The sequence below is a fragment of the Micromonospora halophytica genome (genome assembly GCF_900090245.1).
Lineage (GTDB): Bacteria > Actinomycetota > Actinomycetes > Mycobacteriales > Micromonosporaceae > Micromonospora > Micromonospora halophytica.
The window spans coordinates 121,517-135,249 of the sequence record NZ_FMDN01000009.1; the positions used below are offsets into that span (position 1 = coordinate 121,517).

Below are 13,733 nucleotides of genomic sequence, written 5' to 3' on the forward strand. Positions count from 1 at the left end.
CCGACGCGGCTCAGTCCGCGCCGGGCGGCGACAGCGAGCGCCGTAGCTCCCGCTTGAGCACCTTCAGGCTGGGCCCGAGCGGCAGCGCGTCGACGTACCGGATCTGGCGCGGGTACTTGTGCCGTCCCAGGTGGGTACGGGACCAGTCGATCAGCTCCTGCTCGCTCGGTGGCGTCGACGCCGCCGGGTCCGGCACCACCACCGCGCAGACCTCCTCACCGTGCCGTGCGTCGGGCAGGCCGATCACCGCCACCTGGCCGACCGCCGGGTGCCGGACCAGCGCCTCCTCGACCTCCCGGGGGTACACGTTGAACCCGCCCCGGATGATGATGTCCTTCTTGCGGTCGACGATGGTGATGAACCCGTCGGCGTCCTTGCGTCCCAGGTCACCGCTGCGGAACCAGCCGTCGACCACGGCGTCGGCGGTGTCCTGCGGCCGGCCGAGGTAGCCGGCGAAGACGTTGTGGCCGCGGATGACGATCTCGCCGAGCTCGCCGGTGGGCAGCAGCTCGATCCGGTCGTCCAGGTCGGTCCGGGCGATCTCCACCTCGACACCCCACACCGGATGCCCGATGGTGCCGGGCCGGGTGCCGAAGTGCGGCTGGTTGGTGGTGGCGGTCGGCGAGGTCTCGGAGAGGCCGTAGCCCTCGAAGACCGTCGTGCGGAAGGTGGTGTGGAACCGGTCGAGCACGGCCACCGGCAGCGACGCCCCGCCGGAGACGCACAGGCGCAGCGCGGGCAGGGTGTCCCGGCCGCGGCTCGCGTCGAGCAGCGCGACGTACATGGTGGGCACACCGTGGAAGACGTTCACCCCCTCGCGCAGCATGAGGTCGATCGCCGCCGGGCCGGTGAACCGGCTGAGCAGCACCAGCGTCGCGCCGATCCGGAAGGTGCCGTTCATCGCCACGGTCTGGCCGAAGCTGTGGAACAGCGGAAGGCCGCCGAGCACCACGTCGGTGCTGCGTGCGTCGTTGGCGTCGAAGACGTTGACGGTGGCGTTCAGGACGAGGTTGAGGTGGGTGAGCACGGCGCCCTTGGGGGTGCCCGTCGTGCCGCTGGTGTAGAGGATCACCGCGGGGTCCTCGGCGGCCCGGGTCAGGTACGACGGCAGCGGAGCGGTCGACCCGCCGGCGTCCTCCAGGCGGGGCGCCTCGGCCGCCGAACCGACCGTCACGACCGGCACCCCCGCCAGCGCCGCGGCCCGGGCGCCCATCGCCAGCTGGGAGGTGTGGCAGACGAGCAGCGTGGCACCGCTGTCGCGCAGCACGTGCGCGGCCTCGTCGGGGGTCAGCAGCAGGTGCACCGGCACGAGCACCGCCCCGGCGGCGAGGGCGCCGTAGTACACCCGGGGGAAGTCGACCACGTTGGGGGCGAGCAGGGCGACCCAGTCGCCGGGGCGCACGCCGAGCTCACGCAACCCGGCGGCGTGGCAGCGGGCCTCCAGCCACAGCTCGGCGTACGTCACCCGGATGTCGCCGTCGACGACGGCGACGGTGTCGGGGTGCCGGCGGGCGGACTCGGCCAGGATCGTGGCCACCGACAGCGCGGTCACCGGGCCGGCTCCGCGGTCAGCAGCCGGCTGACCGTCTCGGCGACGCAGACGGGCTTGCCGCCGGCGTCGCTGTCCACGGTGGCCGTGGTGACGAGCTGCACCCCGCCGGGGACGGGCGACACGTCGGTGATGGTGACGGTGGCCCGCACGGCGGCGCCGACCCGCAGCGGGGCCGGGAACCGGACCCGGTTGAGCCCGTAGTTGATCCCCATCCGGACGCCCTCGACCCGGTAGAGGCGACCGGCCAGGGCCGGCAGCAGGGACAGGGTGAGGTAGCCGTGGGCGATCGTGCCGCCGAAGGGGCCGGTCGCGGCCCGCGCGGCGTCGAGGTGGATCCACTGGTGGTCGCCGGTGGCGTCGGCGAAGAGCTGGACGCGGTCCTGCCCGATGCGTTCCCACGGTCCGGGGCCCAGGGTCTCGCCGACCGCGGCGGCCAGGTCGTCGGTGGAGGCGAAGATCCTCATCCGAGGTGGCCTCCCAACCGGGTGTAGCCGCGCAGCAGGTCCCGCGCGATGATCAGGCGCTGCATCTCGTCGGTGCCCTCGAAGATGCGGTAGAGCCGGACCTGCCGGTACCAGCGTTCGATGGGCAGCTCCCGGGTGTAGCCCATGCCGCCGTGGATCTGCAGCACCCGGTCGACGACCCGGTTGACCATGCCGGCGCCGTACAGCTTGGCCATCGAGGAGGCGTGGCGCGGGTCCATGCCCGCATCGACGGTCCAGGCGGCCCGCAGGATGAGCCAACGGGCGGCCTCCAGCTCGGTCTCCGAGTCGGCGATCATCCACTGGATGGCCTGGTTGGTGCCGATCTTCGCGCCGAATGTCTCCCGGGTGTTGGCGTGCTCGATCGCCATCCGCAGGGCCCGTTCGGCGATGCCGACCGCGTGCGACGGAATGGTGTAGCGACCCTTGCCGATCCACTGCATGCCCAGGGTGAAGCCCTGGCCGATGGCGCCGAGGATGTTGCGGTGCGGCACCCGCACGTCCTCGAAGATCAGCGACGCCGGCCCGCCCTCGCCCATGGTCTGGATGAACTCCGAGCGCCAGCCCATCGCCCGGTCGACGAGGAAGGCGGTCGCCCCGCCGTTGCGGGCGCCCTTGTCCCGGTCGGTCACGGCCACCACGATGGCGAAGTCCGCGTCGTGGCCGTTGGTGATGAAGGTCTTCTCGCCGTTGAGGACCCAGTCGTCACCGTCGCGGCGCGCAGCGAGCTTGATGTTCGCGGCGTCGGAGCCGGCGCCCGGCTCGGTGATCGCGAAGCAGGAGATCCGCTCCCCCTCGATGGTGGGGATCAGGAACTCGCGCTTCTGCTCGTCGGTGGCGTGGAACAGGATGTTGTCGGCCTCGCCGCCGAAGCGGAACGGCACGAACGTCCGGCCGATCTCGGTCCAGATCAGCGACTGCATGACGGCGGGCAGGTCCATGCCGCCGTACTCCTCGGGGGTGGCCAGCCCCCAGAAGCCGAACTTCTTGGCCTTCAGTTGCAGCTCGCGCAGCTCGGCGCGCTCCAGGCCGGGCCGGTGGGCACGTTCGCGGCGCAGCACCTCCTGTTCCAGTGGCATCACCTCCCTGGTGATGAAGTCGCGGGCCGTGTCACGGATGGCCCGTTCCTCGTCAGACAGTGCGAAGTCCATGTCTCTTCCTCTCCCACCGGGGCGCGGGTCAGCGCGCGCCGCCGTTGACGTACAGGGTCTGGCCGGTGACGTAGGACGCGTCGTCACTGGCCAGGAAGGCGATCACCGAGGCGATCTCGGCCGGTTGGGCGACCCGTCGCAGCGGGGTGTGCTCGGCGACCGTCCGCTGGTGTTCCTCGGGGCTGCTGCCGACCCGCTGGGCGGTGGCGGCGGTCATGGCGGTGGCGACGTAGCCGGGGGCGACCGCGTTCACGGTGACGTTGAACGGGCCCAGCTCGACGGCGAGCGTGGCGGTCAGTCCCTGGACGCCGGCCTTGGCGGCGGCGTAGTTGACCTGGCCCCGGTTGCCGAGCGCGGAGCGGCTGCTGAGGTTGACGATCCGGCCGTACCGGGCGGCGACCATGTGCTCCTGCACCGCCTGGCAGCAGAGGAACATGCTGGTCAGGTTGGTGGTCAGCACCGCTTCCCAGTCGGAGCGCGGCATCTTGAACAGCAGGTTGTCGCGGGTGATGCCGGCGTTGTTGACCAGCACGTGCACCGCCCCGTACGTCTGGACCACCCGCGCGCTCATCGCGGCCACCGCGTCGGCGTCGGTGACGTCGCACCCGATGCCGACCGCCCGGCCGCCGGCGGCGACGATCTCGTTCGCGACGGCCTGGCTGCGCGCGGCGTCGAGGTCCACCACGGCGACCGTCGCGCCCTCGGCGGCCAGGCGGTGGGCGGTGGCGGCGCCGATGCCCTGCGCCCCTCCGGTGACGACGGCGATCCGGTCGGCGAATCTGGTCATGGTTCCCCCAGGGGTTCTAGAAGGCGTTGACGCCGGTGAGGGCGCGTCCGATGAGCAGGTGCTGGATCTGGCTGGTGCCCTCGTAGAGGGTGGCGACGCGGGCGTCGCGCAGGTACTTGGCGACCGGGTACTCGTCCAGGTAGCCGTACCCGCCGAAGACCTGGAGGGCGTCGTTGGCCGCGCGGACGGCGGCTTCGCTGGCGAACAGCTTGGCCATCGACGCCTCGGTGGCGAAGGGCTCGCCGCGGTCGATGAGGTCGGCGACCCGCCACACCAGCAGCCGGGCGGCGGCGGTGTCGACCGCGATCGAGGCGAGCAGGTGCTGGACGAGCTGGTGGGCGGCGACGGGCTTGCCGAACTGGGTGCGCTGGCCGGCGTAGGCGACGGCGGCGTCCAGGCAGCCCTGGGCGATGCCGACACAGCCGGCGGCCACCGACATGCGGCCCTTGGCGAGGGTGGCCAGCGCCAGCCGGAAGCCCGCGCCCTCCTCCCCCAGGCGTGCCGAGTCGGGCACCCGTACGCCGTCGAAGCGAAGTTCGGCGGTGGCCTGCCCGCGCAGGCCCAGCTTGCCGTGGATCTCCGTACGGGTCAGGCCGGGGCTGTCGGTGGGCACCAGGAAGGCGGTGATCCCCCGGTGTCCCTCGCCGCCGCTGCGGGCGAGAACGAGGGCGACGTCGGCGGTGGTGCCGTTGGTGATGAACGTCTTGGCGCCGGTGAGGAGCCAGTCGGCGCCGTCGCGCTGCGCGCGGGTGCGCAACGCGGCCGCGTCGGAGCCGCTGTCGGGTTCGGTCAGCGCGAAGCAGCCGAGGGCCGCGCCGGAGCAGAGCCGGGGCAGCCACCGCGCCCGCTGGTCGTCGGTGCCGTGCGCGGCGATCGCCTTGGCGACCAGGCCGAGCGAGACCGAGACGATGCCACGGACGGCCGAGTCGCCCCGGCCCAGTTCCTCCAGGACCAGGCAGTAGGAGAGATGGTCCCCGCCGGAGCCGCCGTGCTCCTCGGCGACGGTGAGTCCGAGGAGGCCGAGGTCGCCGAGCTTGCCGACGATGCCGGGGTCGACGGCCTCGCGCCGGTCCCAGTCCCTGGCGTACGGCGTCACCTCGCGGTCGACGAAGTCGGCGGCGAGGCGGCGGACCGCCGCCTGTTCCGAGGACAACTGGAAATCCATGACCCTTAAACTAGCGGTGCAAGTTTTAATCCGTCCAGACCCGGATGTGGCAGAGTCTGCGGCGGACCACCGAGTGAGGGAGGCACCGATGCCCCGGCCGCGGCAGGCGCTGCTCAACCGGCAGCTCATCGTCGAGACGGCCGCCGCACTGATCGACGCCGACGGCCTGGCGGGGTTCTCCACCCGGCGGCTCGCCGCCGAACTGGGCGTACGCGGGCCGTCGCTGTACAACCACTTCGCCACCAAGGACGAAATCCTCGACGCGGTCGCCGACAGCATCACCGCACAGGTGGACGTGTCGTTCTTCGGCGTCGTCGACTGGCGCGAGGCGCTGCGCCGATGGGGGCACTCGTACCGGGCGGCGCTGGCCGCGCACCCGCACATCGTGCCGTACCTGGCCCAGGGCCCCGGGCGGCGTCCGGCGGCGCTGGCCATGGCCGACGCCGTCTACGGTGGACTGGTCGACGCCGGCTGGCCACCGGCCCGGGCCACCCACATCGGCGCGCTCATGCGGTACTTCGTCGCGGGATCGGCGCTGGGGTCGTTCGCCCGCGGGTTCGTCGAGGACCCGGGGCTGTACGCCGAGCAGTACCCCCATCTCACCCACGCCCACCGGCTCGCCGAGCACCAGCAGCGGGTCGACGAGGGCGCCTTCACCCTCGGCCTCGACGCACTCATCGACGGGCTGTCGCACACCTACGAACGGACCATCGGACCGCTGCCACCCCTCCCGCCCGCCGCCGCGGCCGACTAGAGTAAAACTTGCACTGCTAGTTTCGGGGCGACGTGAGGGGCGCGATGGAACTCGCACGGACCGACTTCTACCTGGACGGACGCTGGGTCACCGCGTCCGACGCGGACAGCATCGAGGTGCAGAACCCGGCGACCGAGGAGGTCGTGGCGCGCGTACCCGCCGGCTCGGCGACCGACGTCGACCGCGCGGTCTCCGCCGCCCGCGCCGCGTTCGACGGCTGGGCGGGCACCGCGCCGGCCGACCGGGCGCAGGCCCTGCACCGGCTGCACACCGCGCTGGCCGCCCGGTCCGACGAGATCGCCCGCACCGTCGCCCTGGAACTGGGCACCCCGCTCAAGGTCGCCACCCGGATCCAGGCCGGCCTGCCGCTGACCGTGCTGCGCGGCTACGTCGACCTGGCCGGGCGGCCGCCGGCCGAGCACATCGTGGGCAACTCGCTGGTGGTCCGGGAGCCGGTCGGCGTCGTCGGCGCGATCACCCCGTGGAACTACCCGCTGCACCAGGTGGTGGCCAAGCTGGCCCCGGCGCTCGCCGCCGGCTGCCCGGTGGTGCTCAAGCCCAGTGAGCTGACGCCGCTGGTGGCGTACCTGCTCTTCGACGCGATCGACGAGGCCGGCTTCCCGCCCGGGGTGGTCAATCTCGTCACCGGCACCGGCCCGCAGGTCGGCGCGGCCATCGCCGCCCACCCGGACGTCGACATGGTCTCGTTCACCGGGTCCACCGCCACCGGCCGGCAGATATCGCACCTGGCCGCCGACCGGATCGCCCGGGTGGCGCTGGAACTCGGCGGCAAGTCGGCCAACGTGATCCTCGACGACGCCGACCTGGACACGGCGGTGAAGGTGGGCGTCGGTAACGCCTTCCTCAACTCCGGGCAGACCTGTACCGCCTGGACCCGGATGCTGGTGCACCGGGCCCGCTACGACGAGGCCGTCTCGCTCGCCGCGCAGGCCGCCGCCGGATACCGGCTCGGTGACCCGTTCGACCCGGCGACCCGCCTCGGCCCACTCGTCTCCGGAGCGCAGCGCGACCGGGTCCGCGAGCACGTGGTCCGGGGTCTCGCCGACGGGGGCCGGCTGGTCGCCGGTGGACCGGACGCCCCGGTGCCGGATCGGGGTTTCTTCGTCGCACCCACGGTCATCGCCGACGTCGACCCGGACAGCGCCCTGGCCCAGGAGGAGGTCTTCGGCCCGGTGCTCGCCGTCATCCCGGTCGACGACGACGAGCACGCCGTCGCGGTCGCCAACAACTCGCGGTACGGGCTGGCCGGCGCGGTCTGGTCCGCCGACACCGACCGGGCCCTCACGGTGGCCCGGCGGATGCGCACCGGCGCCGTCGACATCAACGGCGCCCCGTTCAACCCACTCGCCCCGTTCGGCGGCTACAAACAGTCCGGCCTCGGCCGGGAGCTGGGCAGCTACGGGCTCGACGAGTTCCTCCAGACCAAGGCGATCCAGCGATGAGGGCCCTGGTGGCCCGCGCCGTCGGGGAGCCACCGCGGGTGGAGGACGTCGACCTGCCCGCCCCGGGGCCCGGCGAGGTCCGGGTGGACATCCGGGCCGCCGGGGTCTGCCACTCCGACCTGTCCATGGTCAACGGCACCATCGCACCGCCGTACCCGCTGGTGCTCGGCCACGAGGCGGCGGGGGTGGTGACCGAGATCGGCGACGGCGTCGACCGGGTACGCCCCGGCGAGCACGTGGTGCTGAACTGGGCGCCGCCGTGCCGGCGGTGCTGGTACTGCGGGCACGGTGAACCGTGGCTCTGCGAGAACGCCGGATCGCCCGCGGTCGCCCGGGGCCGGACCTGCGACGGCGCGCCGCTGCACGTCACGCTCGGCCTCGGCGCCCTCGCCGAGCAGGTGGTGGTGCCGCAGCAGGCGGTCATCGGCGTCCCCGCCGAACTGCCCTTCGCCGCCGCCGCGCTGCTCGGCTGCGCCGTGCTCACCGGCGTCGGCGCGGTACGCCGTACCGCCCGGGTGGCCGCCGGTGAGTCGGTGGCCGTGATCGGCCTCGGCGGGGTCGGCCTGTCCGTGGTCGCCGCCGCCCGGGCGGCCGGGGCCGATCCGGTGCTCGCCGTCGACCTGTCGCCGGCGAAGGCGGGCCTGGCCGCCGCCGCCGGCGCCACCGACTTCCTGCTCGCCGACGACACCCTGAACCGGGCGGTCCGGGCGCGCACCGGCGGCCGGGGCGTCGACCACGCCGTGGAGTGCGTCGGGCGCAGCACCACCATCCGTACGGCGTGGCGGGCCACCCGCCGGGGCGGTCAGGTGACCGTGGTGGGCATGGGCGCCAAGGACGACGTCGTCGGGCTCAGCGCGCTGGACATCTTCCACTCGGCCCGGACGCTGCGCTCCTCGGTCTACGGTTCCTCCGACCCGGACCGCGACGTGCCCGAACTCGCCCGGGCCGTCCTCGACGGCACCCTCGACCTGGCCCCCCTGATCACCGACCGGGTGGCGCTGGACGACGCCCCGGCGGCGTTCGACCGGATGGCCCGGGGCGAGGGCGCCCGTACCGTGGTCCTGCTGCCGTAGGTCCCTGGGAGCCACCTGCCGGATCCGGTCGGGTCCCGCTACGTCCGGCGGCGGTGGGTTCTCGCGTGGACCAGCAGGACCACCCAGCCGATCGCGGCGAACGCACCGGCCACGGCGAGCCCGGCGAACAGCAGCCAGCTGTTGCCGCCCTGGGCGGCGAAGACGCCCTTCCTGGCGCCGGTGTCGCGGGCCGCCACGGTGGCGCCCGGGGTCAGCCCGTCCGGCTCGTCGTAGATGATGACGTCGTGGCGCGGCGTCCCGGGCCCGTCCGGGACGAAGTCGCCGCGCCAGGTGCAGGTGCGGCTGCACCTCTCGTAGTGCACGGTGAAGGTGCCCGCCGTGCCGTCACCGGATCTCGCCCGCCAGGCCGGGGCGACGTCGGGTAGGGCGAAAGCCAACCCGGCGACGGCGAGCAGGGGCAGCCCGATCCAGCGCAGGAATGTGATCCCCCCGCCAGCCTTTTCGTCAGTCACAAGCAGACTGTAAAGAGACGAGTCCAGCGGTCCCGCGCACCGCCACGTCGGCCACCGGCACTCAGGAGAGCACGCGGGCCAACTCGATGCGGGAGCGGATGCCGAGCCGGTGGAAGATGTTGCGCAGGTGGTGGTCGACCGTCCTGGTGGACAGGAACATCCGGGCGGCGACCTCCCGGTTGGTGGCGCCCTCCGCGACCAGCTGCGCGATCCGCAGTTGCTGACCGGTCAGCAACTGCGCCGCGGGCCGATCCGGCGCGCCGACCGACTCCCCCGCCGCCCGTAGCTCCGCGGTGGCCTGTGCGGCCCAGGCGCCCGCCCCCAGCAGGGTGAACGCCTCCCGGGCCCGGTGCAGGTGGGCACGGGCGTCGCGCGGTCGCCGGCTGCGGCGCAGCTCCAGGCCGAAGAGCAGTTCGGTGCGGGCCCGCTCGAACGTGCCGGCGTCGGCCGGGTGCAGCCGCAGCGCGGTGCGGAATCCCTGCTCGGCCGTGTCGCTGCCCCGGGGGGCGAGCAGCGCGTGACACCGGGCGGACAGGGCCCGGCGTGACGGGCTGGCCGTGCTGCTGGCCCACCGGTCGAAGACCGCGAGCGCGGCGCTCGCCGCCGGATGGTGGGCCAGGTGCGCGGCGGCCTCCACCAGGTACGGAGTGGCCATCACCTGGACGAGGACCTGGCCTCGGCCGGTGCCGGGGCGGGCCAGTGACGCCAGCCGGGCCGCCGAGTCGGCGTGCCGGCCGTCGACCAGGTCGAGCACTCCCAGCGCCCACTGCGCGAGCGCGTGCGGGCGGCTGCCCGGCACCGTCGCCTCACCGATCTCGGAGATCCGGCGCAGGCTGGTGGCCCGGTCGGCCCGGACGGCGGCCAGTACGGCCAGCATGCCCAGGTGGACGGCGACGCAGTTGGCCTGACCGGTGGCCCGGGCGACCCGCAGCCCTTCCCGGGAGCTGTCCGTGGCCGCCTCGTGCCGGCCCAGCCAGTACTCGGCGACCGCCCGCAGGTCCAGCGCCCGCGGCAGCACCGACAGCTCACCCCGGGCACGGGCGAGCGCGACGGCCCGATCGGCGAGCCGGTGCGCCGCGCTGTCCACGGCCACCAGCAGGCCGGCAACCGCCGCGCTGCACAGCGCGGTCGGGGTGACCTCCGGCCCGGTCAACCGGTCACCCAGCACGACGGCCCGGCGCAGCGCGGGGCCGGCCCGCTCGTGGTCGGCGCGCAGGGTCGCCGCCACCCCGGCGACCAGCGCGCTGGTCAGCTCCGCCGCCGGCGGGTCGTCCGGGCGGCGCAGGTGGCGTGCCCGGCGTGCCACGTCGGCGTACCGGTACTGGTCGCCGGAGAAGCAGGCCGCCTCGCCGGCCCGGGCCAACGCGGCGAGGGCTGCCGCGCGATCCGTGCCGGCGACCGCCTCGGCGCCGGCCAGCAGGGTCGTCAGTGCCACCGGCGGCGAACCGCAGCGCAGTTCCAGCTCGCCGTGCAACAGGTCGGCCCGGCCGGACACGGCCGGGTCGGCGGGGCCGGCGGACAGCGCGCCCAGCAGCAGCCGGGCCTCGTCGGGGCGGCCGGCCGACCAGGCGTAGCGGGCGGCGGTCACCAGTCGGGCGGCGGCGCGGGCCGGCTCGTCGCTGAGGTCGGCGGCCCGCCGCAGCGCCGCCGAGGCGGTGGCCCAACCACCCTCGGCGCCGGCCGCCGCTTCCTCCAACTCCGTCGCCAGCAGCGGATCCGGGCCGGTCGCGACGGCCGCGAGGTGCATGGCCCGGTGCAGTCGTCGCCGGGTGCCGCACATGCCGGCCAGCAGCAGGTGTGCCGTACGTCGCTCCGCGAGGGTGGCCGTGGCCTCGACCATGGCTCTGGCCAGCGGCTGCGGGAAGGTGACGCCGCGCGGGTCGACCCGTACCAGGCCGGCAGCCTCGGCCGGTGCGAGGGCATCCACCGTCGTCCCGGCGGCCCGCGCGGAGCGGATCAGGGTGGCGGGATCGCCGTCCTGGTCGAGCGCGGCGAGCAGCAGCACGCGCCGGGTGTCCTGCGGCAACCGGTCCAGGCGGGTCCGGTAGGCACGCCCGAGCCCGCCGTCGGGCGGTGGTGTGTCGGGCAGCGGTTCCTCCCCTCGCCACTGACCGGGGGTGAGCACGCCGGCGAGGTCGACCAGGGCCTGCGGGTTCCCCGCGCCGAGCGCGGTGAGCACCGTGGCGACCGACGCCGGTGGGCGTCCGGGCAGCCGGTCGGCGAGGACGGCGTGGCTGTCGCCCTCGTCGAGGGGGCCCAGCCGGTGGCTGGGTATCCCGCCGGCCGTGGTGTCGGCGCCGGCGGTGAGGACGACGGCGACCGGCAGGTCGCGCAGCCGGCGGGCAACGAAGGCCAGCACCTCGGCGGTCGGTCGGTCGCCCTGGTCGACGTCGTCCATGGTGCAGAGCAGGGGGCGTTCTCGCGCGGTGACGGCGAGCAGCCCGAGGACGGCCATCGACAGGGCCAGCCGGTGGCAGGCGGGGCAGCCTTCGCCGGTCAGCGCCCGCCGCAGTACGCTCTGCTGCTGCTCGGGCAGCGTCCCGGCCCGGTCGAGCACCGGGTCGAGGAGTCGTTGCAGCCCCGCGTACGGCAGGGCGGCCTCGTCGGCGAGCCCGGTCCCGGCGAGGACGGCACGGTTCCCGGCGTGCCGGTGCGCGTAGGTCACCAGCGCGGTGCGGCCCGAGCCCGGCTCGCCATGGAACAGCAGCGCTCCCCCACCCGTCGGACCGTCGAGCAGGCGTCGGATCTCCCGGCACTCGTCGTCGCGCCCCCGCAGCACGGTTATTTGCACTGACGATGCAGTAACCATGCAGGTAGTTTCACCCATTGGCAACCAGTTGGAAAGAGGGAGCTGGTTCGGACGGGCGCACCGCCGCCGTCGGGGCCCTCGGCGGGCGAGGAGTCAGCGCGCCGCCGGGTCGGCCAGCAGCGCGGCCACCGTGCGGGCCATCACCGCCCGGGCCGCGTCCACGCCCAGCCCGAGACCGTCGCGCAGCATCGACCAGGCCGGCCACATGCTCGCGGCCACCACGGCGTTCACCAGCTGCTCCCGGCCCGGCCCGGCCTGTTCCAGCTCGGCGGCGAAGAGCTGCTCGACCTCGTCGCGGACCCGGGCGATGTGCTTGAGCCGGTTGCGGTGCAGCTGCGCCGACACCGGCTCGCGCATCTGCGCGGCCCGGGCGGACGGCGCGATGAGCTGCAGGAGCCGGGCCCGCTGCCGGCAGTACGCGTCGACCCGCTTGGCCAGCGGCAGCGCGGTGGAGATCGGCCGGTAGGCGGCGTCCTGCTGGCGCAGCAGCTCCCCGCCGCTCGCCTCGAACAGCGTCTCCATGTCCTTGAAGTTGGTCCAGAGCGTACGCAGGGAGACCCCGGCCCGCTCGGCGATGCGTTCGCCGGTCGGCCGGAGGTCACCTTCGGAGATGAGCGCGAGGTGCGCCTCGACGATCGCCGCCCGGGTGCGTTCGGCCCGAGCGGTCCGGCCGTCGACCCGGCCCGGCGCCTCGACCCTGCCCATCCGCGCCGCCTCCCTCACCACCGTCACGTCACGCAGAGTCTAGACGGGCGACGCCGCGCGAGGCTGATGCCGGCGCAGCTCCCGACGGGCCAGCGACTGCCGGTGCACCTCGTCCGGGCCGTCGGCCAGCCGCAGGGCACGGGCCCGGGCCCAGAGCCGGGCGAGCGGGGTGTCCTGACTGACTCCCGCCGCGCCGTGGGCCTGGATGGCCCGGTCGATGATCCACTGCGCCGTCTCCGGCACCACGATCTTGATGGCCTGGATCTCGCTGTGCGCCTGCCGGTTGCCGACGGTGTCCATCAACCAGGCGGTCTTGAGCACCAGCAGCCGGGCCTGCTCCAGGCGTACCCGGGCGTCGGCGATCCAGTCGCGGATCACTCCCTGTGCGGCCAGTGGCCCGCCGAAGGCGTGCCGGTCGGAGACCCGGCGGCACATCAGCTCGACGGCCCGCTCGGCCATGCCGACCAGGCGCATGCAGTGGTGCACCCGACCGGGCCCGAGCCGGGCCTGCGAGATGGCGAACCCGGAGCCCTCCTGCCCGATCAGGTTGCCCGCCGGCACCCGTACGTCGACGAAGTCGATCTCGGCGTGTCCGCCGTGGTCGCTGTCGTCGTACCCGAAGGTCCGCAGGCCGCGCCGGACGGTGACCCCCGGCGTGTCCCGGGGGACGATGATCTGGCTCTGCTGCCGGTGCCGGGGCGCGGCCGGGTCCGTGCGGCCCATGACGATGAAGACCTCGCAGCGCGGGTCCATCGCGCCGGTGACGAACCACTTGCGGCCGTTGACGACGTACTCGTCGCCGTCGCGCGCGATGCGGGTGGCGATGTTGGTGGCGTCCGACGAGGCGACCGCCGGCTCGGTCATCGCGAACGCCGAGCGGATCCGGGCCTGCAGCAGCGGGGTCAGCCAGCGTTCGCGCTGCTCGGCCGAGCCGAACAGGGCCAGCAGTTCCATGTTGCCGGTGTCCGGCGCGGCGCAGTTGAGCGCGACCGGGGCGAGACCCGGGGACCGGCCGGTGATCTCGGCGAGCGGCGCGTACTGGAGGTTGCTCAGACCGGCGCCGTGCTCGCCGGGGAGGAACAGGTTCCACAGGCCGCGTCGGCGGGCCTCGGCCTGGAGTTCCGTGACGATCGGCGGGACGGCCCACGGATCGTCGCGCTCCTGGGCCTGCTGGTCGAAGACCGGCTCGGCCGGGTGGACGCACTCGGTCATGAAGCGCAGCAGGCGCTCCCGCAGCCGTTCGGTCGTCTCGTCGTAGCCGAAGTCCATCAACGTCTCTCCGTGTCCTCTCCGGGCGCTGCGCGACCGGCGGCGGCGCC

12 protein-coding genes are annotated in these 13,733 nt (G+C 74.2%); 3 read left to right on the top strand and 9 right to left on the bottom strand.

Annotation, left to right across the window (positions count from 1 at the left end; all coding sequences use genetic code 11):
- Positions 1-10: 10 nt before the first annotated feature.
- The 5 genes from GA0070560_RS14865 to GA0070560_RS14885 are packed head-to-tail and all read right to left on the bottom strand — an operon-like array spanning position 11 to position 5,137.
- The gene (locus tag GA0070560_RS14865; RefSeq protein WP_091296809.1) at positions 11-1,552 is read right to left on the bottom strand and encodes a long-chain-fatty-acid--CoA ligase; all 1,542 of its coding nucleotides are present in this window, start codon (positions 1,550-1,552) and stop codon (positions 11-13) included.
- Positions 1,549-2,016, bottom strand: a complete 468-nt coding sequence (locus tag GA0070560_RS14870) for a MaoC family dehydratase (RefSeq protein ID WP_091296811.1) — start codon at positions 2,014-2,016, stop codon at positions 1,549-1,551. The genes GA0070560_RS14865 and GA0070560_RS14870 overlap by 4 nt, the downstream gene beginning before the upstream one ends.
- Positions 2,013-3,185 (bottom strand): acyl-CoA dehydrogenase family protein, encoded by a 1,173-nt coding sequence (locus GA0070560_RS14875; RefSeq protein WP_091296815.1) that lies wholly within the window; start codon positions 3,183-3,185, stop codon positions 2,013-2,015. Before GA0070560_RS14875 ends, GA0070560_RS14870 begins: the two co-directional genes overlap by 4 nt.
- A 28-nt stretch (positions 3,186-3,213) precedes the next feature.
- Positions 3,214-3,972: a 3-oxoacyl-ACP reductase FabG gene (fabG, locus tag GA0070560_RS14880; protein ID WP_091296817.1), complete on the bottom strand. Its 759-nt coding sequence runs from the start codon at positions 3,970-3,972 to the stop codon at positions 3,214-3,216.
- Between the two features lie 16 nt (positions 3,973-3,988).
- On the bottom strand, positions 3,989-5,137 hold the full coding sequence (locus GA0070560_RS14885) for an acyl-CoA dehydrogenase family protein (protein ID WP_091296820.1): 1,149 nt from the start codon (positions 5,135-5,137) through the stop codon (positions 3,989-3,991).
- Positions 5,138-5,225: 88 nt separating this feature from the next.
- Here GA0070560_RS14885 and GA0070560_RS14890 point away from each other — a divergent pair, with 88 nt between their 5' ends.
- Genes GA0070560_RS14890 through GA0070560_RS14900 form a run of 3 tightly spaced genes read left to right on the top strand, consistent with a single transcriptional unit; the run spans position 5,226 to position 8,427 of the window.
- Positions 5,226-5,891, top strand: coding sequence for a TetR/AcrR family transcriptional regulator (locus GA0070560_RS14890; protein WP_091296823.1), 666 nt, complete (start codon positions 5,226-5,228; stop codon positions 5,889-5,891).
- Between the two features lie 44 nt (positions 5,892-5,935).
- The gene (locus GA0070560_RS14895) at positions 5,936-7,354 is read left to right on the top strand and encodes an aldehyde dehydrogenase family protein (RefSeq protein WP_091296826.1); all 1,419 of its coding nucleotides are present in this window, start codon (positions 5,936-5,938) and stop codon (positions 7,352-7,354) included.
- Positions 7,351-8,427, top strand: coding sequence for an alcohol dehydrogenase catalytic domain-containing protein (locus GA0070560_RS14900; RefSeq protein ID WP_091296829.1), 1,077 nt, complete (start codon positions 7,351-7,353; stop codon positions 8,425-8,427). The genes GA0070560_RS14895 and GA0070560_RS14900 overlap by 4 nt, the downstream gene beginning before the upstream one ends.
- A gap of 38 nt (positions 8,428-8,465) precedes the next feature.
- On the opposite strand, the gene GA0070560_RS14905 is transcribed toward GA0070560_RS14900, so the two are convergent.
- The 4 genes from GA0070560_RS14905 to GA0070560_RS14920 all read right to left on the bottom strand — a co-directional run bounded on the left by GA0070560_RS14905 (position 8,466) and on the right by GA0070560_RS14920 (position 13,683).
- Positions 8,466-8,900 carry a hypothetical protein gene (locus GA0070560_RS14905; protein WP_091296833.1) on the bottom strand — a complete coding sequence of 145 codons (435 nt, stop codon included), beginning with the start codon at positions 8,898-8,900 and terminating at the stop codon, positions 8,466-8,468.
- A gap of 61 nt (positions 8,901-8,961) precedes the next feature.
- Positions 8,962-11,709: a helix-turn-helix transcriptional regulator gene (locus GA0070560_RS14910; RefSeq protein ID WP_091296836.1), complete on the bottom strand. Its 2,748-nt coding sequence runs from the start codon at positions 11,707-11,709 to the stop codon at positions 8,962-8,964.
- Positions 11,710-11,802: 93 nt separating this feature from the next.
- Positions 11,803-12,414, bottom strand: coding sequence for a TetR/AcrR family transcriptional regulator (locus GA0070560_RS14915; protein ID WP_091296841.1), 612 nt, complete (start codon positions 12,412-12,414; stop codon positions 11,803-11,805).
- A 39-nt stretch (positions 12,415-12,453) separates the two neighbouring features.
- Positions 12,454-13,683 carry an acyl-CoA dehydrogenase family protein gene (locus tag GA0070560_RS14920; RefSeq protein ID WP_091296844.1) on the bottom strand — a complete coding sequence of 410 codons (1,230 nt, stop codon included), beginning with the start codon at positions 13,681-13,683 and terminating at the stop codon, positions 12,454-12,456.
- Positions 13,684-13,733 lie beyond the last annotated feature (50 nt).

Coding starts and splice junctions, on each gene's coding strand:
- GA0070560_RS14870 (WP_091296811.1), bottom strand. CDS start 2,016: ATGAGGATCTTCGCCTCCACCGACGACCTGGCCGCCGCGGTCGGCGAG.
- GA0070560_RS14875 (WP_091296815.1), bottom strand. CDS start 3,185: ATGGACTTCGCACTGTCTGACGAGGAACGGGCCATCCGTGACACGGCC.
- fabG (WP_091296817.1), bottom strand. CDS start 3,972: ATGACCAGATTCGCCGACCGGATCGCCGTCGTCACCGGAGGGGCGCAG.
- GA0070560_RS14885 (WP_091296820.1), bottom strand. CDS start 5,137: ATGGATTTCCAGTTGTCCTCGGAACAGGCGGCGGTCCGCCGCCTCGCC.
- GA0070560_RS14890 (WP_091296823.1), top strand. CDS start 5,226: ATGCCCCGGCCGCGGCAGGCGCTGCTCAACCGGCAGCTCATCGTCGAG.
- GA0070560_RS14895 (WP_091296826.1), top strand. CDS start 5,936: ATGGAACTCGCACGGACCGACTTCTACCTGGACGGACGCTGGGTCACC.
- GA0070560_RS14900 (WP_091296829.1), top strand. CDS start 7,351: ATGAGGGCCCTGGTGGCCCGCGCCGTCGGGGAGCCACCGCGGGTGGAG.
- GA0070560_RS14910 (WP_091296836.1), bottom strand. CDS start 11,709: ATGGTTACTGCATCGTCAGTGCAAATAACCGTGCTGCGGGGGCGCGAC.
- GA0070560_RS14915 (WP_091296841.1), bottom strand. CDS start 12,414: ATGGGCAGGGTCGAGGCGCCGGGCCGGGTCGACGGCCGGACCGCTCGG.
- GA0070560_RS14920 (WP_091296844.1), bottom strand. CDS start 13,683: ATGGACTTCGGCTACGACGAGACGACCGAACGGCTGCGGGAGCGCCTG.